General features: G+C 62.8%; 24 protein-coding genes and 1 pseudogene. 5 read left to right on the top strand and 20 right to left on the bottom strand.

What is annotated here, in order from left to right; genetic code table 11:
- Positions 1-33 precede the first annotated feature (33 nt).
- The 6 genes from AB3X94_RS32000 to AB3X94_RS31975 all read right to left on the bottom strand — a co-directional run bounded on the left by AB3X94_RS32000 (position 34) and on the right by AB3X94_RS31975 (position 5,848).
- On the bottom strand, positions 34-1,104 hold the full coding sequence (locus AB3X94_RS32000; RefSeq protein ID WP_312883687.1) for a sn-glycerol-3-phosphate ABC transporter ATP-binding protein UgpC: 1,071 nt from the start codon (positions 1,102-1,104) through the stop codon (positions 34-36).
- Between the two features lie 44 nt (positions 1,105-1,148).
- Positions 1,149-1,961, bottom strand: a complete 813-nt coding sequence (locus AB3X94_RS31995) for a carbohydrate ABC transporter permease (protein WP_368613626.1) — start codon at positions 1,959-1,961, stop codon at positions 1,149-1,151.
- 1 nt (position 1,962) lies between these two features.
- Positions 1,963-2,901 carry a carbohydrate ABC transporter permease gene (locus tag AB3X94_RS31990; protein ID WP_368613625.1) on the bottom strand — a complete coding sequence of 313 codons (939 nt, stop codon included), beginning with the start codon at positions 2,899-2,901 and terminating at the stop codon, positions 1,963-1,965.
- A 92-nt stretch (positions 2,902-2,993) separates the two neighbouring features.
- Complete coding sequence (locus AB3X94_RS31985) at positions 2,994-4,205, bottom strand: sugar ABC transporter substrate-binding protein (RefSeq protein ID WP_176111483.1); 1,212 nt, start codon at positions 4,203-4,205, stop codon at positions 2,994-2,996.
- 282 nt (positions 4,206-4,487) lie between these two features.
- On the bottom strand, positions 4,488-5,660 hold the full coding sequence (locus tag AB3X94_RS31980; protein WP_368613624.1) for a substrate-binding domain-containing protein: 1,173 nt from the start codon (positions 5,658-5,660) through the stop codon (positions 4,488-4,490).
- Complete coding sequence (locus AB3X94_RS31975; RefSeq protein ID WP_176111485.1) at positions 5,657-5,848, bottom strand: hypothetical protein; 192 nt, start codon at positions 5,846-5,848, stop codon at positions 5,657-5,659. The genes AB3X94_RS31980 and AB3X94_RS31975 overlap by 4 nt, the downstream gene beginning before the upstream one ends.
- Positions 5,849-5,991: 143 nt before the next feature.
- Here AB3X94_RS31975 and AB3X94_RS31970 point away from each other — a divergent pair, with 143 nt between their 5' ends.
- Both AB3X94_RS31970 and AB3X94_RS31965 read left to right on the top strand, forming a co-directional pair.
- Complete coding sequence (locus AB3X94_RS31970) at positions 5,992-6,546, top strand: hypothetical protein (protein ID WP_368613623.1); 555 nt, start codon at positions 5,992-5,994, stop codon at positions 6,544-6,546.
- Between the two features lie 99 nt (positions 6,547-6,645).
- Positions 6,646-7,128 (top strand): hypothetical protein, encoded by a 483-nt coding sequence (locus AB3X94_RS31965; RefSeq protein WP_368613622.1) that lies wholly within the window; start codon positions 6,646-6,648, stop codon positions 7,126-7,128.
- A gap of 32 nt (positions 7,129-7,160) precedes the next feature.
- Here AB3X94_RS31965 and AB3X94_RS31960 read toward each other — a convergent pair whose 3' ends face one another.
- From AB3X94_RS31960 to AB3X94_RS31920, 9 genes and pseudogenes are all read right to left on the bottom strand, one after another.
- On the bottom strand, positions 7,161-7,493 hold the full coding sequence (locus AB3X94_RS31960; protein ID WP_368613621.1) for a Rieske (2Fe-2S) protein: 333 nt from the start codon (positions 7,491-7,493) through the stop codon (positions 7,161-7,163).
- 3 nt (positions 7,494-7,496) lie between these two features.
- Positions 7,497-7,808, bottom strand: coding sequence for a YciI family protein (locus AB3X94_RS31955; RefSeq protein ID WP_176111488.1), 312 nt, complete (start codon positions 7,806-7,808; stop codon positions 7,497-7,499).
- Between the two features lie 5 nt (positions 7,809-7,813).
- Positions 7,814-8,686 carry an intradiol ring-cleavage dioxygenase gene (locus tag AB3X94_RS31950; protein ID WP_176111489.1) on the bottom strand — a complete coding sequence of 291 codons (873 nt, stop codon included), beginning with the start codon at positions 8,684-8,686 and terminating at the stop codon, positions 7,814-7,816.
- Between the two features lie 45 nt (positions 8,687-8,731).
- Entirely contained in the window at positions 8,732-9,799 is a 1,068-nt protein-coding gene (locus AB3X94_RS31945) for a maleylacetate reductase (RefSeq protein ID WP_368613620.1), read from the bottom strand.
- 7 nt (positions 9,800-9,806) lie between these two features.
- A complete protein-coding gene (locus AB3X94_RS31940; protein WP_368613619.1) occupies positions 9,807-11,273 on the bottom strand; it encodes an aldehyde dehydrogenase family protein in 1,467 nt (488 codons plus the stop codon).
- Positions 11,274-11,319: 46 nt separating this feature from the next.
- A pseudogene (locus AB3X94_RS31935) lies at positions 11,320-12,339 on the bottom strand (hydroxyquinol 1,2-dioxygenase).
- 91 nt (positions 12,340-12,430) lie between these two features.
- Positions 12,431-12,925 carry a hydroxyquinol 1,2-dioxygenase gene (locus AB3X94_RS31930; protein ID WP_368613618.1) on the bottom strand — a complete coding sequence of 165 codons (495 nt, stop codon included), beginning with the start codon at positions 12,923-12,925 and terminating at the stop codon, positions 12,431-12,433.
- A 125-nt stretch (positions 12,926-13,050) separates the two neighbouring features.
- On the bottom strand, positions 13,051-13,980 hold the full coding sequence (locus AB3X94_RS31925) for a LysR family transcriptional regulator (RefSeq protein ID WP_176111494.1): 930 nt from the start codon (positions 13,978-13,980) through the stop codon (positions 13,051-13,053).
- A 120-nt stretch (positions 13,981-14,100) separates the two neighbouring features.
- Positions 14,101-15,372, bottom strand: a complete 1,272-nt coding sequence (locus AB3X94_RS31920; RefSeq protein WP_176378482.1) for an MFS transporter — start codon at positions 15,370-15,372, stop codon at positions 14,101-14,103.
- Between the two features lie 513 nt (positions 15,373-15,885).
- On the opposite strand from AB3X94_RS31920, the gene AB3X94_RS31915 reads away from it, so the two are divergent.
- Complete coding sequence (locus AB3X94_RS31915) at positions 15,886-16,791, top strand: cation diffusion facilitator family transporter (RefSeq protein WP_368613617.1); 906 nt, start codon at positions 15,886-15,888, stop codon at positions 16,789-16,791.
- Between the two features lie 86 nt (positions 16,792-16,877).
- Here the strand turns inward: AB3X94_RS31915 and AB3X94_RS31910 are convergent, their stop codons facing one another.
- A complete protein-coding gene (locus AB3X94_RS31910; RefSeq protein ID WP_368613616.1) occupies positions 16,878-17,150 on the bottom strand; it encodes a hypothetical protein in 273 nt (90 codons plus the stop codon).
- A 303-nt stretch (positions 17,151-17,453) separates the two neighbouring features.
- On the opposite strand from AB3X94_RS31910, the gene AB3X94_RS31905 reads away from it, so the two are divergent.
- A complete protein-coding gene (locus tag AB3X94_RS31905; RefSeq protein ID WP_368613615.1) occupies positions 17,454-18,269 on the top strand; it encodes a class I SAM-dependent methyltransferase in 816 nt (271 codons plus the stop codon).
- Between the two features lie 57 nt (positions 18,270-18,326).
- Here AB3X94_RS31905 and AB3X94_RS31900 read toward each other — a convergent pair whose 3' ends face one another.
- The 3 genes from AB3X94_RS31900 to AB3X94_RS31890 are packed head-to-tail and all read right to left on the bottom strand — an operon-like array spanning position 18,327 to position 20,228.
- Positions 18,327-18,632 carry an acylphosphatase gene (locus AB3X94_RS31900; protein WP_176111499.1) on the bottom strand — a complete coding sequence of 102 codons (306 nt, stop codon included), beginning with the start codon at positions 18,630-18,632 and terminating at the stop codon, positions 18,327-18,329.
- Positions 18,633-18,677: 45 nt separating this feature from the next.
- Positions 18,678-19,766, bottom strand: coding sequence for a hypothetical protein (locus tag AB3X94_RS31895; RefSeq protein WP_368613614.1), 1,089 nt, complete (start codon positions 19,764-19,766; stop codon positions 18,678-18,680).
- A gap of 21 nt (positions 19,767-19,787) precedes the next feature.
- Entirely contained in the window at positions 19,788-20,228 is a 441-nt protein-coding gene (locus tag AB3X94_RS31890) for a hypothetical protein (RefSeq protein WP_176111501.1), read from the bottom strand.
- 768 nt (positions 20,229-20,996) lie between these two features.
- Here AB3X94_RS31890 and AB3X94_RS31885 point away from each other — a divergent pair.
- Positions 20,997-22,631: an NADP-dependent glyceraldehyde-3-phosphate dehydrogenase gene (locus tag AB3X94_RS31885; protein WP_312883689.1), complete on the top strand. Its 1,635-nt coding sequence runs from the start codon at positions 20,997-20,999 to the stop codon at positions 22,629-22,631.
- Between the two features lie 122 nt (positions 22,632-22,753).
- On the opposite strand, the gene AB3X94_RS31880 is transcribed toward AB3X94_RS31885, so the two are convergent.
- Entirely contained in the window at positions 22,754-22,933 is a 180-nt protein-coding gene (locus AB3X94_RS31880) for a hypothetical protein (protein WP_176111502.1), read from the bottom strand.
- Between the last annotated feature and the right edge of the window lies 1 nt (position 22,934).

Raw genomic sequence — 22,934 nt, 5'->3', positions numbered from 1 at the left:
GTTCCGCTCGATCGCGGAACGCTTGCTGCTCGCCTACAGCGCGCGCTCGCTTTTGCGGTCGAAAACGTGGACATGCTCGCTCGCGATGTCGAGACCCAAAGCCTCGCCGCTTTCGATCGCGCATACCCCGGCTTGCGCAACCAGCACGGGCGCCGCAACGCCGTCGAGCTTCACCGTGACGAAGCTCATCGAACCGGTGGACTCCACCACGTCGACTACGCCACGCAGGCCTCCAGCGCCGCGCTGCAGACGCAGATGCTCGGGGCGCAGGCCGATCCATACTTCGGTGCCCGCCGGCAGAGAGCGGCCCAGCGCGAGCGTCTGCCCGCTCGCGCCGCCGAAATGCGCGCTGTGTCCGTCGGGACCGACTACGGCCTCGATGAAATTCATAGCCGGGGAACCGATGAAGCCCGCGACAAACCGGTTGGCCGGCCGGTGATACAGCACCAGCGGCGCGCCTTGTTGCTCGACTTGTCCCGCGCGCAGCACGACGACGTGATCGGCCATCGTCATCGCCTCGATCTGGTCGTGCGTGACGTATACCGAGGTCGCACCGAGACGTTGATGCAGCTTGCGGATCTCCGTGCGCATGTGCACGCGCAGCGCCGCATCGAGATTCGACAGTGGTTCGTCGAACAGAAACACCTTCGGATTGCGCACGATGGCACGGCCCATTGCGACGCGTTGGCGCTGTCCGCCCGACAGCTGGCGCGGCATGCGCGCGAGCAGATGGTCCAGCCCCAGCGTACGGGACACGCTGTCGATGCTTTCCCGGATCGCATGTGGCGCCGCGCGTCGCAGTCGCATCGAGTAGGACATGTTCTTTTCGATGTTCATGTGCGGGTAGAGCGCATAGCTTTGAAACACCATCGCGACATCGCGCTTGCGCGGCGGCACGTCGTTGACGACCTGGCCGTCGATGCGCAGCGTGCCGCCCGTGATCTGCTCAAGGCCGGCGATAGTGCGCAACAAGGTGGACTTGCCGCAACCCGATGGCCCAACCAGCGCGACGAAGCACCCTTGCGGCACACTGATATCGATGTCCTTCAAAATCTGAAGGGATCCGTAGCTCTTGCTCAGGCGCTCGATCTGTATGCGATCCACAGCGATTCTCCGACCGGCTCGCGCCGGCAAAAAAGAGGTATGCGTTACTTGAGCGCGCCGGCGGTCAGGCCAGCAACGATCCTGCGTTGCAGCAGCATGAAGACGACGAGGATGGGCGTAACGAAGATCGCCGAGTACGTCATGATGCCGATCCAGTCGACCCTGGTTGCCCCGACGAAGGCGGACAGGCCCACCGTGGCGGTTTGGTAACGGTCATCGAGAATCAGTGAACGGGCGTAGACGTACTCGCCGAACGATTGCAGAAACACGAGGATCGCCGAGACCAGAATGCCGTTGACCGCAAGCGGCAAAATCACGCTAAAAAATGCCCGCATCGGCGACGCACCATCGACGAGCGCCGCATCGCGCATCTCACGCGGAACCTGCACGAAGCTCGGGCGGCACAGCACGATATAAAACGGCAGCGTTTTCGTGATCTGCGCGAGCACGACCGCGAAGCGAGGGGTATCGAGCAGACCGAGGCTTTTGAAGGCCGTGAAGATCGGCGTCACCATCAGGCTCGACGGCAGTGCCTGCAACACCAGCACCGTGAAGATCGCGAGGCTGGTCCAGCGGTTCTGCACGAACGCCAACGCATAGGCAGCGCCCGTGCCGAGCAGCACCGTCACCGCCACGGTGCCGCACGCGGTCACGAACGAGTTCCACAGGAAGTTGCCCATGCCGCTGTCGCTGAACACCCGCCACAGATGCGACTGCGGATGCTGCGGCCAGAACGTGGGCGGGAAATGGAACATCTCGCCCGCGCTCTTGAATGCCGTGATGTACATCCAGTACAGCGGGAACAGATAGACCGCGGTCACGCACAGCGCGATGACGAACAGCACGTAGCGCTTCATGTCAGACCATCCTTTCGTTGCGCGTCGAGCGCACGTAGATCACCGCGACGATCAGCACGAGCACCAGCATCATCGTGGCGACCGCGGAGCCCGCCGAGACCTCGAATGTCTGCAGCGACAACTGCCACGACCAGAACTGCGCGACTTGCGACGAGTTGGCCGGACCGCCCTGAGTCAGCGCCGCGATCAGGTCGAACTGCTGCATCGTCATGATTGCGCCTAGCGCGATCACCGCGCCCAGCGTCGCTTTCATCATCGGCAGCGTGATGCCGGTGAAACGTTGCAGCGCGTTCGCGCCGTCGAGTTCGGCCGCTTCGTACAGGTCCGCCGGAATCGCCGCGAGCCCGACCGACAGCAGCAGCATGTTGAACGGCACGCCGAGCCAGACGTTGGCTGCGATCACGGCATACAGTGACCAGCGAGGATCGGACAGCCAGAAGATCTTTTCGTCGAGCACGTGCATTTGCATCAGCACATGGTTGAGCACACCGTAGTCGCCGGCGAAGATCAGCTTCCAGATCACGCCGACCACCAGCCCCGGCATGATCCATCCGGCGAGAAACAGGCCGCGCATCAGGCTCGCGAACGGGAAGTCCTGCGCAAACAGCAGCGCCAGCAGGAAGCCGATCGACACCTGGAAGGTCAGCGACAGTCCGACGAACAGCGCCGTGTTCACGGCTACCTGATGCATCTCCGGACGGCTGAACACATCGCGGTAATTCGCGAGTCCGACGAACGGACGCAGCAACGTGGCAGGCGCCATCAGATCGACCTGCTGAAACGACAGCACGATGTTGTAGACGAGCGGCAGCCCGGCAAAGACCAGCAGATACAGCAGGGCGAACACCGCCAGCGAGATCTCGAAGGCGTGAGCGCGCGGAATGCGGCTCAAGACCCCGGGGGCCTGGCCGGACGGGGCGCGGCGTGACAGTGTGTTCATGGCGTTCATCGCTCGAAGACGGGACAGTGTCCGAGGGCGGCCGGCGCCGGACACCCGGCGCACGGCCACCTCGATCGGGTCCTTCGCAATGCCTAGTTCTGGACTTCCTGCACGGTCTTTGCCGCTGCCGCCATCGCCTGTTGCGGCGTGGCCTGATGCGTGATCACGGATTGGATCGCATCGGAGATCGCCTTCGAAATTTTCGGCCACTGCGGGTTCGGTCCGCGCGGACGGGCGTACTGCATCTGCTCGTTGAAGACCTGATACGCCTGCGGCCATTTCGGGCTCTGCGTATCGGTGTCTTTCGACGGCGGCTGCATGCCGAAGTCGTTCCAGTTCCGGTCGCGCTGCGCGTACATGTATTCGAGGAACTGGAAGGCCGTATCCGGGTTCTTCGCACCGCGCAGGATCGCGTGATTCTGCTCGCCCAGCGCCGATGCGCGTGGGCCGCCCGCCTTCTCGACCGGCAGCAGCGCGACGCCCCACTTGAACTTGGCGCCCTTGTCGACGGCGCTCAGCTCCCACGGACCGTCGATGTCGATCGCGGCATTGCCGTTGATGAACGTGGCGGCCGCCTCCGACTGGCTATGCGTGAGCGTGTCCTGCGACGCGACCTTGTTGTCCAGCAGCTTTTGCCAGAAGGCCGCCGCCCGAGCCGCGCCCGGATCGTTCAAACGGTTCCAGTCGGCGCCCGCCGCCTGAACGAACGGCAGGAACTGGAACACGCCCTCTTCGGTGTTGATCGCAGAAAACGCCAGCCCGTACACGCCCTTCTTCGCGTCGGTCAGCTTCTGCGCGTCGGTGTACAGCTCGTCCCACGTCTGCGGCGGGTGCTCGGGATCGAGTCCCGCGGCCTTGAACATGTCCTTGTTGTAGTACATGGCCAGCGTGTTCGTGCCGCGCGGAATCGCATACACCTTGCTGTTCCAGGTGGCATTCTTCAGCGGCCCTGGGAAGATCGTCTTAGCGTCGATTACCTTCGACTTCGCGAGGTATGGCCCGAGATCGAGCAGCGCATTCTTCGAAGCGAACATCGCCGTGTTCGGGTTGTCGATCGGCACGACGTCCGGCATGTTGCCGGACATCACGGCGCGCATGGTTTCGTCGTTGAGCGCAGCGAAGCCCACCTTGCGGATCTGCAGATGGACATCGGGATGCAGCTTCGCGAATTCCTGCGCCATCTTCGCGGTGTAATCGTCGGGCTCGTCCACGGCCCAGACCGACAGCGACGCCGCATGCAACGGCGCGCAGGAAAGCGAGAATGCCAGACCGATCGCCGCGGATGCGGCAAGTAGCTTCTTCATGCTGTCTCCGTTTTTGCGCGCCGCGACCGCGCTTTGTCCAGGTTTCTTCTTCGTCGGGCTGTGCGGGAGCCGTCTCGTTCGGTGGGCGCAGCAGCACGCTCGTTCGCGCCGTTGCGACCGGAGTTCCGGAAACGTTTCCGGAACCGCTTGAATGATCGTCCGGGCGGGAGGTGTCGTCAAGCAGCCCACGAAAATCGCAACTGCATTTGGCGCAAACCACAATGCGCGCCGGCGCGGCGAGGACCGTGTGGCACGCAGCTCGCGATGCGTGCGGGCCGATTGCTATCTGGCTGCCGGGGACGCAGCGTCGTCGTTGTCGCGCAGGGCCAGCGGCCACAGCACCGGCTCGCGCTCGGCGCGATAGGTGTCGGCAAGCTCGGGAAGCTGGGCGAGCAGCGCTCGTGCGAGGCGCTGGCCCAGTCCACGGGCATCCAGCGTAAACCCGCTCAAAGGCGGCGCAAGGTATTCCGACACCTCGCCGGCCAGCACCCCGGCCGAAATCGCCAGATCGCGGCCCGGCACCTGGCCCATTTCGTGAAGCTTCCGATAGGCGCCGATCGCCATGCAGTCGCTCTGGAACATCAGCGCGTCCGGCGCGTCGTCGAGAGCGAGCAGCGCCTCGGTCGCCAGATACCCGCCGCGCTCGGACAGCCGGTTGCGCTGCACGTATCCCGCGGGCACTTCGAGCCCGTGCTTCTTCATCGCCTTCTTCCATGCACGCAAATAGATGTGCGCCTGCATGGCGTCGCCGTCGGGGACCGCCAGCGCGATGCGTCGATGTCCGCCTGCCACGAGTCGAGCGACACCCGCGGCAGCGGCCGCTTCGAAGTCGAGATCGATCCACGTGTGCTCGCCGCCCGACTCGCTGCGGCCCAACGCGACGAATGGAAAATTACGACTCGCGACATAGTCGAGCCGCTCGTCGTGCCGCCGCGTGCCGGCGAGAATCACGCCGTCCACCTGGCGGCGATCGACGATGCGCCGCAGCCGCGCGAACTCGTCGTCCCAGGACTCGCTCGAGTACATGACGAGGTCCATGCCATGCTGCGACAGAACCGATTGCAATCCGTCGGCCAGCCTCATGAAGATGCCGAGGGTGTAGGTCTCTTCTTCACGTCGCACCGGTAGCATCAGGCCGACGATGTCCAGCCGGCCCCGGCGCAGACTCGCCGCGGACTTGCTGGGTGCGTAGCCGAGTTCGAGTGCCGCGGCGCGGACGCGTTCGCGTGTCTTGGCGCTGACCTCGTCGGCGTCGTTCAGGGCGCGCGAAACAGTCGAAATGGACAGCTTGAGCTCTCTGGCTAATTCCCGAATATCCATGCGCCTGTCTATCGATGAAGGAAATCTGCCCGGGCCGGCGGAGCGAGCCCGATGCGGGAGGCCATAACGGTACGTCACTGGAGGGCTGCTGTCGAGACTCGGGTTGCGGGGGGAGAGGTCGGTCCCGGGCTTCAACGTATTGCCAGCTTTGCAGCGATGCCCGATCCGCCCTGGCCTTCTCCCGCAAATCGCAAATTTACATGCGGCGACAGGTGCGAGCCAACGAACGCCCACATACTCGAAAAGGAGCTTTTGGACAGGTCGCGCAGCGCGCCTCCTGCAAGACTCAATATGAGGTTTTTTAAGATGGCGTCCTGTTGCACAATCGGGCCTCCTTGACTGACTGTGAGGCGCGATGACTTCACTTTCCCTCGGTTCTTTCCATGAGGTCCGTGAAAGGCGGCACGGACATTTCTTCTCGATCAGTCTTTACAGATCGTTCAACCTTCACATCGAATCTAACTGGTTGTTTGACGTCGACCGGTGGTTCCATTTTGCATTGCCGGCGAGCGTGCGCCGCGAGTCGCACGATGACATCGTGCAGGGCATGGAGGAAGCGCGCGCAGCGTGGCTGCGATATAGCCCATCCATGCTGCTGTCGCACCAGTCGTACGAGTTGCGCGATATGCTCGGCCGGAGTCACAACCGCTTTCATATGTACAGGATGAGAGACGATGAGGTTGCCAAAGCCCTGTACAACGAGGTGAAGGGCGGCAGTCTGATCTTTGTCCCTGAGCGGGACGAGATGCGAAAGTGCGTGCAGGCGATACGAGAGCAGCGGGAAAAGGCCTCACAATCGGACTCCGCGCGCGCGCAGCAACCGGACCGCGCGGACATGCCAAGGTCGCTCTATGGCAACGGACCGCGCGTGCCGCAGAACCTCGGTAATGCACAGCCGTTCGACTATCAGCCCGATATGCCGGATGGTGACGGGGTGCAGGTCGCGGGTAGCGAAGGTACGCCGCGCAACAATCAGGCGCAAAACAGGCAGTTCAAGGCCGTTGTAAAGCGTTGGGTCTGAATAAAGATCAAGCCCAGCGACTTCATCGAGAAACCAGTAGACAGGGCTTTGGCTATCACGAGATGCTAGAGCGCGGGCGGGAAATGTTCGGAGATGGTGATGACTGATATTAAGGCAGAAATTACGAAGCGGCTTGCCGTGCTTGTTGGGCTCGAGGTGAGTTGGGTCAGTCATGCGGGAGACATGCTCACCATGCAGTTTGGTCCCCAAAGGCGGTATACGCTCGGGGGCGAAGAGCACGAGGATGGAGCGTGGGCGCTCCACGTGCAATGTGCCTGGCAGATCAAGCGAGATGGATTAACCGTAGCAACACGGGAAGATCTGCGCGGCTCTGATGAAAAAGCGCACGACACGGCCAGGCGCTTGCACGAAATGCTCGTAACGCAAGAGCCTTTCAAGTGCGCGGACGCATCGGCAGACGACGCGGGCGGCATCGTCGTTTTGTTCTCGCGAGGGTATCGCCTTGTGGTGATTCCAGACGGAATCGAAGATGACGAGGACTGGCGCCTTTTCGCGCCCAGCGTCGATGCGAAGCACTTCGTGATCGAGGGTGGCAAGGTCGATCCCTGGTCGTTGTCGTGACGGCGCGATGTTATCGAGCGAAGTCGCGTCGGCTACGGATTCAACACCACCCACGCGCCCCCATCGACCGCAATCTTCACCGCATCGAGGCTCGCCCCCGCGCACGGCCCCTCGATACAGCGTCCATCTTCGAAGCGAAACAACGCGCTGTGATGCGCGCACATCAACACCTGCGATCGATAGCACAGCACATAGCCGGGCTCGAAATCGAGCGGCACAGAAAAATGCGGACAGCGGTTTGCGTAAGCCCACACCTGCTCGCCCCGCCGCACCACCACGACAGGCACGCCGGCGGCCGTTGCATCAACGACCCGCGCGCCGCCATCGGGCACGTCGGCGAGCGGACATAGCGGCGTTTCGTTCATCGCTCAGACTCTCCGTTCCGGGTTGCCGAGGCTCCAGTCCCACGGGCGAATCTCCACGCAATCGAACAGTCCCGCCTGCATGTACGGATCGTTGCTGACGAACTCCATCACGTCGTCGATACGCTCCGCTTCGACGACCAGCAACGTGCCATTCATCGCATCGCATTGCGGCGCGAGCGTCGGACCACCAAGGCGCACGAGCACGCCGCGATGCGTACCGCCGCGCAGCCACGTGCGATGCACGGGACGCACCCGTTCGCGCACTTCGCGCATGCCGGGCTTGTCGGTCGCGAATACCGCGAAAAAACGTGCCATCGCCATCAGCTCCGATCGAGGATGAAGTCGTAGCGCGCTTCGCGGAACGGTCCATCGAAACCGAAGCGGCGCGCGAGTTCGTGATCCGCGGGGCACTCGCGATAATCTACCATCAGCGACGGCTTCACGCCGAACACCGCGTCCGAACCCAGATACGGGTCTTCGCGATCGAACACATGCGTGACGAGCGTACGATGCCCCGGCGCGTCGATCATGAAGTGCAGATGCGCGGGCCGCCACGGATGCCGTCCGGTCGCTTCGAGCATGCGGCCGACCGGCCCGTCGGTCGGAATCGGATAGCTGACCGGGACGATCGTCGAAATCGCGTAGCGGCCTTCGGCGTCGGTACGAAAACGTCCACGCAGATTGCCGTGCGGCTGCTCGGTGTCCTGCCCCGAGTACATGCCGTTCCCGGCGGTCTGCCAGACGTCGAGCACCGCGTTCGCAAGCGGCTCGCCGTCCGTCGACAGCACGCGCCCATGCACGAGCGCGGGTGTGCCGGGCGTGAACGCGATGTTCTCGCCATACGCGCGCTCGGGCATGCCGCGAATGTAGAACGGGCCAAATACAGTAGTGTCGGTGGCGCCCGTCGCCAGACGATGGTTGATCGCGTCGACCAGCATCGATACGCCGAGCGTATCCGACAGCAGGATGAATTCCTGGCGCACGAGGTCGTCGCACATCTTGCCGGTGTCGGTCAGAAAGCGAATAGCCGTCATCCATTCGGCCTCGGTCGGCTCGACTTCGCGCACGAATGCATGCATGTGCCGCACGAGGCTTTGCATCAGCGTGCGCAGCCGATCGTCGGGTGTGCCGGCGAAGCTTGCTACCACCTGCTCGGTCAGGGCCTGCTCGGCCTCTTTGCTGTCTGTCGACATGTCTTCCTCCATCGATTGTTCTGGCGGCGCCGCGTTGCCCGGCGCTCAGACGGGTTCGGCACCCTGCCACGCCCGTTGCAGCAGCGCGCGGATCGCATCGCGTTCCACGGGACGCGGGTTCGCATACGGATTCTTGCACGCGAGATCGGCCGCTTCGTCGAGTCCCTGCTCGGGCATGCCGATCTGCGCGAGCGCCAGCGGAACGCCGAGCGCGCGATTCAGTTCGAACAGCAGCGGACCCGCGTCGGCCTCGCGCTTGCCGCCGAGCGCGCGCGCAACGCGCGCGAGCGCATCGGGCGCGGCGCCGTGGTTGTAGTGTGCCGTATGCGGCAGCATCGCCGCATGGGTTTGCGCATGCGGCAGGTTGAACGTGCCACCCAGCGTATGACAAAGCTTGTGATGCAGGGCCATGCCGACCGCGCCCAGACAGGTGCCCGCGAGCCACGCGCCGTACAGCGCGCTGCTGCGCGCGGCGGCATCGTCCGGTGCGCGCACGATCGCGGGCAGCGCTTCGCCGAGCGCGCGGATCGCTTCCTCTGCCATCAGGCTGATCACCGGATTCGCGTCCTCGGCATACAGCGCTTCGACCGCGTGCGCCATCGCGTTGATGCCCGACGCGGCGGAAATGCCCGCCGGCAACGACAAAGTCAGCGACGGATCGTAGATCACTGTGCGCGGCAGCACGCGCATATCGCGGCCCGTGCGCTTCAGACGCCCTTCGGTGAGCCCGTAGATCGGCGTCATCTCGGAGCCCGCATAGGTGGTGGGCACGGCGATGATCGGCAGCGACGATTCGAGCGCGATCGCCTTGCCGAGGCCGACCGTCGAACCACCGCCCACCGCGACGCAGCAGTCGGCATCGAGCGCGGCGGCCGCATCGCGCGCCGCGCGAGCGACTTCGATCGGCACGTGCATCACGGCTTGCGCATGCACACCCGCCGCGCGCTTGCCGAGCACCTCCGCGACCCGCTCGGCCAGCGAGTGCTGCTCGGGCGTCGCCAGGATCAGCGCGCGCCTGGCTCCTAGCCGCTCGACCTCCGCGGGCAGCGTCGCGAGCCCGCCCCATTCGAACACCACACGCGACGGCGTGCCCTGATAGACGAAGCGCTCCATGCGGCCCTCAGCGCTTGAAGTGCGGCGGCACATTGCCGTCGACGTTGACCCACACCGAGCGCGCTTCCGTATAGTCGTGCATCGCCTCGAAGCCCATCTCGCGGCCATAGCCAGACTGTCCGACGCCGCCGAACGGGCTGCCCGGATTGACGCGCTTGTAGCAGTTGACCCAGCACATGCCCGCATGGATTCGGGCGGCCATCGAATGCGCGCGCGACAGATCGCGCGTCCACAGCCCGCTGCCGAGTCCGTAGTCGGTGCCGTTGGCGATCGCGAGCGCTTCGTCGTCGGTACGGAAACGGAGCACCGTGACGAACGGGCCGAACACTTCCTCCTGTGCGACGCGGTCGTTCGAACTCGCAGCCTCGACGACGGTCGGGCGCACGTAGTAGCCGTTCGCAAGTGACGCATCGCTCGGCGCGCTGCCACCGGTCAGTACGCGACCGCCCTGCTGACGCGCGATGTCGACGAACGCGAGCACCCGTTCCTGATGCTGCTTCGACGTGAGCGGCCCCATCTCGGTGTCGGCATCGAGCGGATCGCCGAGCCGGATCGACGACGCCAGCGACACGAAGCGTTCGAGGAACCGATCGGCGATGCGCTCGTGCAGGATCAGCCGCGAGCCCGCGATGCACGCCTGGCCTTGGTTGTGGAAGATCGCCCACGCGGCGCCGTTGATCGCGGCGTCGAGGTTCGCGTCGTCGAACACGATGTTCGCGCCCTTGCCGCCGAGTTCGAGCTGCACACGCTTCAGATTGCCCTGCGAGGCCTCGACGATGCGCCGCCCGGTCGCGGTCGATCCGGTGAACGCGATCTTGCCGACACCCGGATGCTCGGCGAGCCGCTGCCCCGCCGTATGACCATAGCCCGCGACGATGTTGACGACGCCCTCGGGAAGACCGACCTCGGCCATCAGCTCGACGATGCGCAGCGTGGACAGCGGCGTGATCTCCGACGGCTTCAGCACGACCGTGTTGCCGGCCGCGAGCGCCGGACCCATCTTCCAGCTCGTGAACATCAGCGGGAAATTCCACGGCACGATCTGTCCGACCACGCCGATCGGCGCGCGCTGCACGTAGTTCAGAAAGCCCGCTTCGACCGGAATCACCGAGCCTTGCAGCTTGTCGGCCATGCCGCCGAAGTAGCGAAAGCATGCCGCCGTGCGCGGCACGTCGAGGGAGCGCGAATCGCGGATCGGGTGGCCGGTGTCGAGCGATTCGAGTTGCGCGAGTTCTTCCGCGTTGGCCTCGATCGCGTCGACGAGCTTAAGCAGCAGCCGACCGCGTTCGGCGGCGGGCAGCGCGGCCCATTTCGGGAACGCGCGCGCGGCGGCATCGACAGCCAGATCGACATCGGCGGCGGTGGCTGCGGCGATCTGTGTGATCAGCGAGCCGTCGTGCGGATTGAGCACGTCGATCGTGCCGCCTTCGACGGCGTCCGTGAAGCGGCCGTCGATGAACAGTTGGGTTTGCATGAATGGTCCTCGGTGAATGCGGGCGCGGAGCTCTTGAATCGAGCCTTCAGAAATCGACGGGGTACGGCTTCAGCTCGCCGCTTTCGTAACGCTTCGGCAAATTCGGCGTCGCGTTCTCCCATACGAGCAGCATCGAGCGCTTGGTCGAATAACCCTGATGGCGGATATCGGCCGGCATCGCGCAGATGTCGCCCGCACGCATCGTGATCCGCGCGCGCGGTGCGCCGGTGTTCTTGTCGCCGATGTCCCAGACGATCTCATCGGACAGTTACAGGAACCACTCGACGCGATCGTTGCCGTGAAACACCGGCACGATGTATTCCTCGGTGGTCGGGCAAAACAGGCTCTGGCCGCACACCGACGTGACCGACGGATTCCAGGTAACGTCCGAGCGCGACAGATACTTGAACAGGTTGAACGCGTGCAGCTGGCCCTCGAAGCCGGGCTCGACATGCACCTCCGGATCGTCCTGCGTGACGTCGGTGAACGCGCGGTTCACCGGCAGATCATCGCGCAGCGGCGAGTCGCCTTCGAGGCCCGGCATGCGGCGCGTCGCGATGCGCGTGCGCTCGATCGCGGCATCGTTGTCGCCATGCTTGCGGCCGAACGCGGTGCCGGTTTCCTCGGGTGCCGCGAACGGGTCGAAGCCTTCGTTGGTCCAGTCGTGCAGGATCGCCTTGAAGGTCGCCATGATCGTCGGCGTCTCGAAGGTCTCCATGTAATCGACACCCGCGTCCTTCATGATGCCGTTGAACGAACCCGCATACACGTCGACCTTGCCGTAGTGATTGCGCGTGCCGAACACCTGGTCGAAATTAACCCAGCCGTAGAAGAAGCCCCATGCGACGTCGCGCATCATCGCGCGCAGGAACGCATCGGCCGGCACCGCATGGGTGCGGGTCTGGCCTTTCGCGGGCCAGTTGATCTTGACGAAGTACTCGTCGCGCAGGAATTCGAACGCGCCGAGCGTGAAGCGGCGATAGCCGGTGACCGCGTCGGGTTCGCTGGCGCGCACGGTGTCGGCGGCGAAGCCGGCCGGGTGATCGAGGGTTTCGAGGGATGCCATGGTTTGTCTCCTATGTCGACCAGAGTTGGCGCTTTAGCGCTTACTCTGGTCCCATGCAACGTAGTTGCGGGGTGGGTGCATGTTCTGCGTATCAGTGCAGGCAGATGTCGGCCCACTTCTCCACCGACAGTTCGCCGAGCATCGTTTGCACGAGCGCGACGCCGGGTTTCTGCGCGGTGAAGCGATATGCGCAGCCGGCCGGCAGCAATGCCTGATGACCGCGACGCAGCACCACGTAACCCATCGCGCGGCCGGCGGGTTGCGCGCCCGCTGCGACGGTGCCCGTGCCGCTCTTCGGCGGGTTGTCGAGCTTGATGAAATCGATGCGTACTTCGCCGTCCATCAGGATCGCGAACTCGTCGTGCGCGCAGGCGAACCATTGCGATTGGCCTTCGGTGCGCAGCGCCTCGATCACGTAGTCGAGGTTCTTGCCGACCACGACCTTCTCGTAGGGCGCCGACCCGGAAGCGACTTCGAAGATGTTGGAAAACACGTAATGGCGCGCTTCGCCGCTCGTGATTTCGATTTCGCCTTTGCGGTAGCCGTCGAGCGAGCCAAAGACGGTGTGGAATGACGACTCGGTCATTGCTGTCTCCTGGTTGGAAGCGGGTGTCGTTTGATTCAACTTTAGAAGCGCAACAGGATGGCAACAACCGGCGATCGGGCGATTACAGCATTCGGACTTTGCAAATAATCGCCGCGTGAATAGCCTCACGTCACCCAGCCACGCTCGATCAGCGGCCGGTCCCACGCGGGCTCGGGACCCAGGTACTCGGCCAGAAACTCGACCAGCGCTTTCACCTTGAGCGCCTGTCGTTGGGTCGCCGGATACACGGCCGCGAAGTTCAGCGGCGACAGCGTGTAGCCGGTCAGAATCGGCACCAGCGAACCATCGAGCAGCGCGGCGCTCGCGACCAGCGTCGGCAGACAGACGACGCCGCCTCCAGTCAGCGCATAGTCGCGCAGCAGATGCACCGAGTTCGAACGGATCATGCCCGGCAGCTCCATTTCGACCACCTCGTCACCGTGCGTCATGGTCCAGCGATTGCGCGACGGGTAGCCCGAATAAAGCGCGGTGGTGTGTTGCAGCAACTCGCGCGGATGCTGCGGCGCGCCATGCTCCTTCAAATACGCGGGCGTCGCGCAGAACAGACGCCGCACTTTGAACAGCCTTCGCTCGATCAGCGATTCGGCGATCGGCGGAAAGATCTGGAAAGCGACGTCGAAGCCCTCTTCGATCGGATCGACCACCCGGTCGTTGACGATCACATCGAGCTGGATGCCGGGATAGCGTCGGTTGAATTCCGCAAGCGGCGCGCCGAAGTGGCCGAGCGCGAAACCCGGCAGCATCTGGATGCGCAAGCGGCCGGTCGGTGTCGCGCGCAACTCGCGCATCTGGTCGGTCAGTTCGTTGACACGCCCGACCACCTCTGCGCATTCGCGATAGAACGCCTCGCCCACTTCGGACAGGCGTACGACCCGGGTGCTGCGATGAAAGAGCGGCGCGTTGACGAACTTCTCCAGCTGCTGGATGCGCGTCGTGATCACCGAACTCGTCACGCCCAACTGCCGCGCCGCTTCGGCGAAGCTGCTCGTCTCGGCCACGCGTACGAAGGCCTCGATGCTCAGAAAACGATCCATGCTGGGTCCTTGTCCACTCGTCCAGCCTGTCAGTGTATCTGGGCTGGGGCGCGTGAACGCGCCGCCCGGTCGGCGACAACGGCCTCGTTGCCGAGCGCTGCGCCGACCGGTTGCAGCGCATCATTCCGGTTGCTCGCTGGCCGGCAGGTCGAGCGACGGCGCAAGCCGCTGACGACGCACTCGGGCCGGCGCGGTTTCCTCGAGCAGCAGGCTCACGCCGATACCGAGCAGCACCGCGCAGATCGGCAGCCACAGGATGTTCTGAATGCCGAAGTGCGTCGCGACGAAGCCCGCCAATGCCGGCGCGATGCCGCCACCAAAAATCTCGCCCGCGCCGACGACGATGCCGATCGACGTCGAGATCATGCCGATCGGCGCAGCTTCGGTCGCAACCGGACCGGACAGCAGCGACACGAGTCCGAGCGTGAAGAACGACGCGACGAACAGCACCGCGAACAGCTGCACCGGCTGCGCACCGAGTCCGCGGAACAGGTACAGCATCACGGCGGTGCCGGCGAAGCCGACGATGCTTGCCACGCGCCGCCCGGTCAGATCCGACAGCCCCGGCAAACCGAACTGTCCGATAAAGCCGCCAAAGCCGATCGCCGAGACGACGACGCCCATGCGCTGCGTGTCGAGCGACAGATACTCGGTCAGGTACAGCGGCAGCATCGCGCCGAGCACGAACACGCCGGTCATCGCACAGAAAAGCGCGGCCATCGCGATCGGGATGTTGCGGCTCTTCAGCACGTCGCGCCAATTGCCGCGTTCGGCCGGGCAGGCGGGCCGCTTTGGCGTAGCTTGCGGCGCGGCTTTCGGTTCGCGAATCACGAAGAACATCAGCACGCCGAGAATCAGCCCGGGCACCGACACCAGCGCGAACACCCAGCGCCACGTGACCACGCTGAGCAGCTGCGTCGCGATGATCGGCGACAGCGCGAGGCCGAACAGCGCGAAGCCGCTTTGCTGCAGGCCGAGATTGAAACCGCGGCGCTTCGGATGCGACGCATCGGCGGTCGCGGCGAAGCTGGTCGGGCAGAACGAGCCTTCGGCGACGCCCATCAATGCGCGCACCGCGAGCAGGCTCATCAGGCCGCCGGCAAGTCCGGAGAAACCGGACAGCAGCGAAAACGCCAGAATCGCCGGGATCAGCACCTTGCGGCGCCCGATCTTGTCGGAGATGCCGCCCATCAGCGCCGCGAAAATGCCCCACGACAAGCCGAGGATGCCGATGCAGTTGCCGACGTCCTGCGCGGTCAGATGCAGGTCCTTCATGATGGCCGGAAAGAGCGGCGCGATCAGCCAGCGGTCGAGTCCCACGAGGCCGAAGCCGAGGGCCAGCAGCACGACGGCCTTCCATTCGTAGGCCACGTCCCAGTCGTTCGATTTCATCTGTGTCTCCATGTCTCCGTGGTCCGGCCGCTTGGCGCGCGCGCGGCATTCGCTGGCGCCGCGGCGCGCCGCCGGGTTCGTCGAATTCAGCAACGGGGGTCGTGCCGCGCTTCGTCGATGCGGCAGCGACGCGGCCAAGATTGGCCCAAGTGCGGCGGCTCAGGTACGGGACAAGCGGCGAATGCGGTATTCGTGAATCGCAAATAATCGCGAGGGATAGCGCGTCGGCGAGCGTGGGCAAGGCTTGGCGGGATGCGGATGGGGTGAATTGGATGCGCGTGGAGGCACCCCAGGACAAGCCCGGGTAGACGCGCGGATGTGGCGCGGGCGGGGGTGCGCGGACAAGCCGTTGGAATAGCTTTGGCTAGCCGTATCGAGCACCGGGCCCGCGACGTTGGCCGCTACCGACGAATTGCGGCGCGCTCGCGCGTGGCCGCGACATTCCGGGCATACGCGCCCGATATACTCCCCTCACCTCTGAACGTCTTTCAGCCACGGGCGGTTACTCGGATCATGAAAGCAACGGACCTCGAACAACGCATCCTCAAGCAGTCGCTGCTTTGCACCGTGATGATCGCCGGACTCGGCATCGCGGTCGGGATTCTGAGCGGCTCGCTGGCGATCATCTTCGACGGCATGTTCTCCGCGCTCGACGCCGCGATGTGCAGCCTGTCGTTGCTCGTCACCCGCCTGCTTCAACAGGAGAGCAGTCGACGCTTCCAGCACGGCTTCTGGCACATCGAGCCGCTCGTGCTCGTGTTCAACGGCAGTCTGCTGGCGGTGCTGTGCTTTTACGCTTTCATCAACGCGGTCAAAGGCTTGCTCGACGGCGGCCGCGAACTCGAATTCGGCTGGGGGGTCTTCTACGCCGTGGTGGTCGCCGCGTTTTGCTTCTTCATGTTCTGGCGCGAACGGCGCGTGAATCGCGTGATCGACTCCGAACTGATCGGCCTCGACATCAAGAGCTGGCTGATGTCGGCGTGCATCAGCTCGGCGCTGCTGCTGGCGTTTTCGATCGCATGGCTGCTCGAACGCATCGGACAAAGCCACCTGACGCCGTACATCGACCCCGGCGTGCTGGCCCTGCTAACTCTCGTGCTGATCCCGATGCCGATCGGAACCGTGATCGGCGCGGTCAAGGAAGTGTTGCTGATCACGCCGCCGGATCTGGAGCACGAGTTGCGCGACCTGATGCAACAACTGACCGCCGACTATGGCTTCGTCAAGCACTCGCACTACGCGACACGCGTCGGCCGAGGCCTGTTCGTCGAGGTGCATATCGTGTTGCCCGAGGCGATGGAGCACGCCGGCGTGCGCCAACTCGATCATATCCGCGACAGAATCTCGCGCGCGATCGGTGAGTCGGGCCCGGACCGCTGGTTGACCGTCGCGTTTACGCGCGACCCGCGCTGGTTGTAACGACGCGTTGCGGGCGTGCGTTGCCATTCCCGTTTCCAACATGCGCACGCGATCAATAACGAACAAGGAATCGGTGTGTGTCGCGGCTAGTCACCGAACGGATTGCCGGTGTCCTTGACTTCGGTACTGAGGTTGTATTCCGCACGCATGGCCTTCAGTACGCCCTCGATGTCGCGCTCGAAGCCAATCGCATTGCCGAAGTGGGTCATGTTCCAGTTGCAGCCTGTCTTGTCAGGCTCTTGCAACTGCGGCCGCGGCACGCGAATCTTCACGCCATCATCGACGATCTCCTGCAGTCGATGAATTCTCCGATTGACCTCCTGCTGAAGCTGCGAGGCATTAAGCGTCTTGCGTATCATCCTGGGTCTCCTTCCGGTTGCTCGAGCCAGTCTAGCTCAAGTGAGGCGGTTCGCGACCTGGCGCTGCAATGCAAGATGCTGCACGGAAACCAGGCCGGCCGGTTCGTCGGGATGCGTCAGCCGGCGCCGACGCGCGCGAAAGTCTGGCGGCTTTAGACGACGCTAGTTGTGCGCCGCACCACACATCCGTTTGTTTGCTGTGTCGCCCGCCTGAATTGTTTCCCCGATAGCCAGACCTACGGATTCCGAGGAACATAGTCGTGCGCTACAAGTTGCACACGTGTAAAACCGGTGGGGGTAAGCATGGGACAACTCGACTTCAGCACCTTCGAACATGAAGGTTGGGAGCGGGTCGCGCAGGCCTATCATGAGTATTTCGGTGATTTGACCGCGCAGTCTAACCAGGCAATTCTCGAGACCCTCTGCATTGGTCGGGGTGCGCGTTTTCTCGACGTCGCATGCGGCCCCGGCTACCTCGCGGCGGCCGCCGCACTGTGCGGCGCGGATGTCGCTGGCGTGGATTTCTCGGTTGCGATGGTCGACAAGGCGAGACGCGTCTTTCCGGCACTTGAGTTCCGCGTCGGCGACGCGGAGGATTTGCCATTTCCCGACGAAAGCTTCTCGGCTGTGGGGATCAGCTTCGGAATGTTGCACTTCGCGCACCCCGAGCGCGCACTCGCGGAGGCGCTTCGTGTACTGCGACCCGATGGCAGAATTGCCTTCACGGAATGGGCGACACCGAACAAGGCGGTGGCCTTCGACATGGTGTTGAAGGCAATCGAGCAGCACGGGACGACCGATGTGCCCCTGCCGCCGGGACCAGCCCTCTTCCGGTTCAGCGATTGGCAGGAATCGAAGCACATGTTGCTCGATGCCGGGTTCGTCCAACCCGAGATGCGGCAGTTGGACCTCACGCTCGTGCTTCATGCTCCCAATACACCTTTTCATGCACTCCTGCGCGGCGGCGTGCGGTTTTCCGCGTTGCTACACGCGCAAACGCCGGCCGCGCTGGCGTCTATCGAACGGGCCGTCGCACGCGACGCAGAGGCGTATCGCAGCGATAACGGGGACCTGCGGCTTCCGATGAGCTGCGTTCTGGCCTCCGCGGTCAAGCCTTAGGGCGCTCGAAGAATCAGCGTTCATGTCCGACGGCGTGGACTCGTAGCGTGACCCGAACTAGACCGTCGCGGCCAGCTTGAATTCATCGAACCTGGCTACCGGTGGCGACAGTTCCTTGATTTCCAGGCGGTCCACCAGCGCTCCATGCGCACCGTCGACCAGCCAGTCGCAGATTCGCTCGAGGTCTTCAGCGCGCCCTTGCAACACAGCTTCGACCGAACCATCCATCCGGTTGCGCACCCAACCCGTGATCCCTCGAGCCGTGGCCTCCTCGATGCAAGCCTGCCGGTAACCTACCCCCTGCACACGACCGTAGACTCTCACCAGTCTGGTCCGCAAATCGGTATCGAACTGTGGTGTCATGGTGCACGCAACTCCAGGCTGAATAAAAGGCAGCGCAGTTGCCTCTCAACCTCCGCGCATCTCGTCGCTTTCGCCTGCGGAGTCAGTCGCCTCCCAATCCGCCTGGGTCGTTGCTGGTGGCGTCGCCGGCTGGACACGTGTCCACCACGCGGTATTTGCCGGTGCATGAAAGCGGAACTGCGTGCTCCATGCGGCCCAAAACTCCTGCTGCGCGGCCTGGGACGTCGGAAGAACGAAACCTAACTGCTCGGCGAGTGCCGGCAGATAAAGGTCAAACGCCGATTTGACAACGTCGCCCCAGCTTCTTGCCTCAAGAATCGCCAGCCGATACGCGATTACCGCAATAGCGGCCGCAATCGCGGCATTCTGCAAAAGATCGGCTAACACGTAATTGCCGCCCAGCCCGTCCGCAAGCCAGATGTCAAGCGCTCGCACGAACGTAAAGATGGACGTAAATGAACCCAGAACGACGAGTCCGACCAGAAAGTCAACTGGAGCTCTCGCGTCCGCAATGATTGCCTGATAGTCCTTTGGGATCACGGCAAGAAGACGCGGCCAGACGAATATGCTGTCGACCTTGTAGACTTCGCTCGAGTAACCCTCGAATGCACGCAACGTGTTCCCAAAGGCCGTAGAAAGAACGAGGTTTTCATAGCGAGGGAAATCACGCGCGTTGCGCTCCTGAGTGCGATACAGCCTCGCCCTTACGGTGGCTCTGTTCAATTCGGCTTTTCTGTATTCCGACGATTCCTTTGAGGCTTTGAGCCGCTCGATCGTACTGTTCTCAGTATCGAGTTCGGTACGGAGGCGTTCTATAAGGCCGAGCTGACGATTGCGGCGGTCGCGCTCATCGCGCTTCCAGGCCTCTCGATTGAATGGCCATTTGTATCCTTCGAGGACCTGATAAAACCAGTTGTTCAGCACCATCAAGAGCAGCGATAGAACCCATACGATTATGAGGAAAGTAAACAAGCCGCCGACCTTTTCGCTGTCCGAGGTCGCTTTGTTCAGCAAATCGCCAAACACCGGGATATCCGCATTAGCTGCGAGAAAACCTGTAAAGCCAAGCAGGGCTGGCAAAAAGAAGCCGAGGATAAATGCTTTGTCCAGTAGTTTCGATAGGCCCGAGAGCATCGGCGATTATCCTTGGCAAGTTCAGCGACGCACTGGCGGCGGGTTGTCGTCATCGGGGTCTTGCTGCGACTGTCCCGGAAGACCTCCGAATTGAAGAGCCCTGTGAACGGCATTCAAATCAATGCTTGCCAGTTTGCTCGGTGGCGTTGCTGAGCCGGAGTCGTCTACCAGATGTTGATAAAGGAAATCGACTACCGCTTTGAGGGCATTGAGGGCGCTCGCGTAGTCTTGTGCAGTCGCAAGGTCATGGACTTCTACGGCCCGCCTCATCACCAGTTCGCGTAGCGGTTCCGGTGCTGATTCATATTGGCGAGCAAACGCCGCGTTGCGCTTGATCTCTTCGAGCTGGTCGATCGCTATCGACGCACTCCTGCGGGTCTGCCCCCTCGGCACATGCATGGCGGCCAGCCCGACTACTTTGGTCAGCAGTTCGACGATTTCCCGAGACGAGTTTTGTTTCATCTTGGTCCTCCAGGAGGAGGCAATTTGCCTCCCGGCCCCGCCCGGTCGTCAGTGCTCGAACCGTTACTGGATGTTAGTACAGCTGTTCGGTAGGAGGAAACAGTAAATCGTGTGCGCATGCCGCATAGGCGTCGCGTCGGACTTCGCAATAAATGAACTGTCGCGAGGCTTACTCGCTGCCGTCCTTCCCTGTCACAGGATATTGCATGCGTCGCCGTCAAGGTCGAAGCGCCCGATTCTCCGCGCGAACGTGTTGGTTTCGGACCGTCTTTGCCCGCTCAAACTGTCTGGTGAATCCCACCATCGAATCCACGTTGCCGCTGTCGCGCGAGCAGCCAACGCGTACGCAGCCTTCCAGCGGCACGCTTGCCTGGCAGCCCGCTGCGTCGGCACATCCTTTGCTTGCAGAAGCTGCGTCAATCGGAGATAGCCATCATGCGATGTTTTGCGGACTTCGTTCCCAGGCAAGCGGTGCGCGGCAGTGTAGCCGTACTGGCTGCCGCCCTACTCATAGGGGCATGCGGAACCGGCATTGCGGCATTCGTTGGACTGCTCCCGAAATCCGACGGGGTAGCGACTGCAGTGACTGCTACGCCGCTGGTCGAATTGCAGACCACGATGATGAATCTCATCGAATCCGGTTTCCAGGACGCTTCCGCCGCTCCTGATTGATGTTGGACACCGTTCGGCTCCAACTCTGCCTCCATTGGCTATGCTTCTGTCTGTGTCTTGCGCGTACCGCGTACTGCACGAACATGGGAGCGAAACGTGGCAAGTATCGACTTCGAAAACCTCCGGCAGTTGTTTCCAGTCACCGACGATATTCCAGAGACCGCCCGCCTGGCGGAGCCCATTCATCAGCGCGTCTCGCTCGTCGATGGAGAACTGAAGGCATGGGATGGAAACTGCAAGACCGTGCTATCTCCGGTCTGCGTGCGACAAGCCTCCGGCGACGCTGAACAGGTCGTAATCGGCAGTTATCCCGTCATGGGCGAAGTCGAGAGCGATGCCGCGCTCGACGCCGCCGTGCGAGCCTACGACCACGGCCGCGGTGAGTGGCCGACGATGACGGTCGCGCAGCGCATCGGTTGCATGCAGGACTTCATTCGTCTGATGGCGGCCAGGCGCGATGAGATTGTGAATCTGATCATGTGGGAAATCGGCAAGAGCCTTGCCGATTCACAGAAGGAGTTCGACCGCACCATCAGCTATATGCAAGACACGATCTCGGCGCTAAAGGAGCTGGACAATAGCAACTCGCGCTTTGTCATCGCCGAGGGCACCATCGGCCAGATTCGCCGCACACCGCTTGGCGTCGTACTGTGCATGGGGCCTTACAACTATCCGCTGAACGAAACGTTCGCGACGCTCATTCCCGCATTGCTGATGGGCAACACCGTCGTATTCAAGCCGCCCCAATATGGCACGCTACTGTTCTTCCCGCTGCTCGAGGCATTCCGCTCCGCTTTTCCGAAGGGCGTCATCAACACGATTTATGCACCGGGCGCGGTGGTCGTGCCACACATGCTCGCCTCGGGAAAGATCGACGTGCTTGCCCTGATCGGCTCGAGCAAGGTTGCAGACCATCTGAAAAAGCAGCACCCGAAGTCGCATCGGCTCCGCGCCGTTCTCGGCCTTGACGCCAAAAACGCCGCGATCGTGCTGGCAGATGCCGACATAGACCTCGCCGTGAAAGAATGTCTGCTCGGTACGTTGTCGTTCAATGGTCAACGGTGCACAGCGCTCAAGATCCTGATGGTGCACCGCTCGATCGTCGATACGTTTCTAGAACGCTTCAACGCAGCGCTCAAGAATCTCAAGGTTGGTATGCCGTGGGAAAAGGGTGTGTCCATTACACCGCTGCCCGGCATGCATCGTACAGCCTACATGACTCAGGCGATTGACGATGCGAAAGCGAAAGGCGCGGCGGTCGTGAATGAAGGTGGTGGCGTGTTCTGCAAAACGCTTTTCTATCCGGCCGTGGTGTACCCCGTCAAGGAAGGGATGATGCTCTACCGTGAAGAGCAGTTCGGACCGATTATCCCAGTCGTGCCGTTCGATCACATCGATACACCGCTCGAATATGTCATCACTTCGGACCACGGTCAGCAGGTCAGCATTTTCGGCACCGACGCCGCCCAGATTGGCTCGCTGGTCGACCCTCTCGTCAACCAGGTGTGCCGTGTCAATCTCAACAGCCAGTGCCAGCGAGGTCCCGACGTCTTTCCGTTTGCCGGCCGCAAGGATTCCGCGGAAGGCACGCTATCGGTCACCGATGCGTTGCGCGCGTTCTCGATCCGGTCCATGGTCGCAGCCAAGGAGACCGACTTGAACAAGACGCTGCTCGACACGATTGTCACGAATCATCACTCGAAGTTCGTGAACACCGGTTTTATCTTTTAGCGGCAAAGTGCGGCTTTTGGAGGTTTGGCGGTTTCAGTGTCGGCGAGAATGCGCACAAATTCCCGCCGGCACCGCACGCATATGTAGTGCTTTTTTTCTTGGTTCAAGATGCGCAAAGCGGTTCACTGCGGCTCCGGATGAGCCAGGCCCGCTTCCTCGATAACCTGCTCGTATTGTTCCACGCCGACTACGGCTCGGTACTCCTGCATCAGCCGGATGAGCGCCTGCGACGTCTTGGAAATCACGCCGTGGACTTCCAGCTGCTCGGCGTGCACCAGCGCCTGCCCCAAAGTTATGGCCACG

It is taken from the genome of Paraburkholderia sp. BR10923 (assembly GCF_040948765.1).
Classification (GTDB): Bacteria; Pseudomonadota; Gammaproteobacteria; order Burkholderiales; family Burkholderiaceae; genus Paraburkholderia; species Paraburkholderia youngii.
This window is presented reverse-complemented; position numbering and strand designations above follow the sequence as displayed.

What these genes read in the sequence shown, in the direction of transcription:
- AB3X94_RS31930 (WP_368613618.1), bottom strand. Translation starts at nt 12,925, where the DNA reads ATGACCGAGTCGTCATTCCACACCGTCTTTGGCTCGCTCGACGGCTAC.
- AB3X94_RS31925 (WP_176111494.1), bottom strand. Translation starts at nt 13,980, where the DNA reads ATGGATCGTTTTCTGAGCATCGAGGCCTTCGTACGCGTGGCCGAGACG.
- AB3X94_RS31960 (WP_368613621.1), bottom strand. Translation starts at nt 7,493, where the DNA reads ATGAACGAAACGCCGCTATGTCCGCTCGCCGACGTGCCCGATGGCGGC.
- AB3X94_RS31950 (WP_176111489.1), bottom strand. Translation starts at nt 8,686, where the DNA reads ATGTCGACAGACAGCAAAGAGGCCGAGCAGGCCCTGACCGAGCAGGTG.
- AB3X94_RS31965 (WP_368613622.1), top strand. Translation starts at nt 6,646, where the DNA reads ATGACTGATATTAAGGCAGAAATTACGAAGCGGCTTGCCGTGCTTGTT.
- AB3X94_RS31940 (WP_368613619.1), bottom strand. Translation starts at nt 11,273, where the DNA reads ATGCAAACCCAACTGTTCATCGACGGCCGCTTCACGGACGCCGTCGAA.
- AB3X94_RS31990 (WP_368613625.1), bottom strand. Translation starts at nt 2,901, where the DNA reads ATGAACACACTGTCACGCCGCGCCCCGTCCGGCCAGGCCCCCGGGGTC.
- AB3X94_RS31995 (WP_368613626.1), bottom strand. Translation starts at nt 1,961, where the DNA reads ATGAAGCGCTACGTGCTGTTCGTCATCGCGCTGTGCGTGACCGCGGTC.
- AB3X94_RS31890 (WP_176111501.1), bottom strand. Translation starts at nt 20,228, where the DNA reads ATGAAACAAAACTCGTCTCGGGAAATCGTCGAACTGCTGACCAAAGTA.
- AB3X94_RS31910 (WP_368613616.1), bottom strand. Translation starts at nt 17,150, where the DNA reads ATGATACGCAAGACGCTTAATGCCTCGCAGCTTCAGCAGGAGGTCAAT.
- AB3X94_RS31915 (WP_368613617.1), top strand. Translation starts at nt 15,886, where the DNA reads ATGAAAGCAACGGACCTCGAACAACGCATCCTCAAGCAGTCGCTGCTT.
- AB3X94_RS31985 (WP_176111483.1), bottom strand. Translation starts at nt 4,205, where the DNA reads ATGAAGAAGCTACTTGCCGCATCCGCGGCGATCGGTCTGGCATTCTCG.
- AB3X94_RS31920 (WP_176378482.1), bottom strand. Translation starts at nt 15,372, where the DNA reads ATGAAATCGAACGACTGGGACGTGGCCTACGAATGGAAGGCCGTCGTG.
- AB3X94_RS31955 (WP_176111488.1), bottom strand. Translation starts at nt 7,808, where the DNA reads ATGGCACGTTTTTTCGCGGTATTCGCGACCGACAAGCCCGGCATGCGC.
- AB3X94_RS31945 (WP_368613620.1), bottom strand. Translation starts at nt 9,799, where the DNA reads ATGGAGCGCTTCGTCTATCAGGGCACGCCGTCGCGTGTGGTGTTCGAA.
- AB3X94_RS31900 (WP_176111499.1), bottom strand. Translation starts at nt 18,632, where the DNA reads ATGACACCACAGTTCGATACCGATTTGCGGACCAGACTGGTGAGAGTC.
- AB3X94_RS31905 (WP_368613615.1), top strand. Translation starts at nt 17,454, where the DNA reads ATGGGACAACTCGACTTCAGCACCTTCGAACATGAAGGTTGGGAGCGG.
- AB3X94_RS31895 (WP_368613614.1), bottom strand. Translation starts at nt 19,766, where the DNA reads ATGCTCTCGGGCCTATCGAAACTACTGGACAAAGCATTTATCCTCGGC.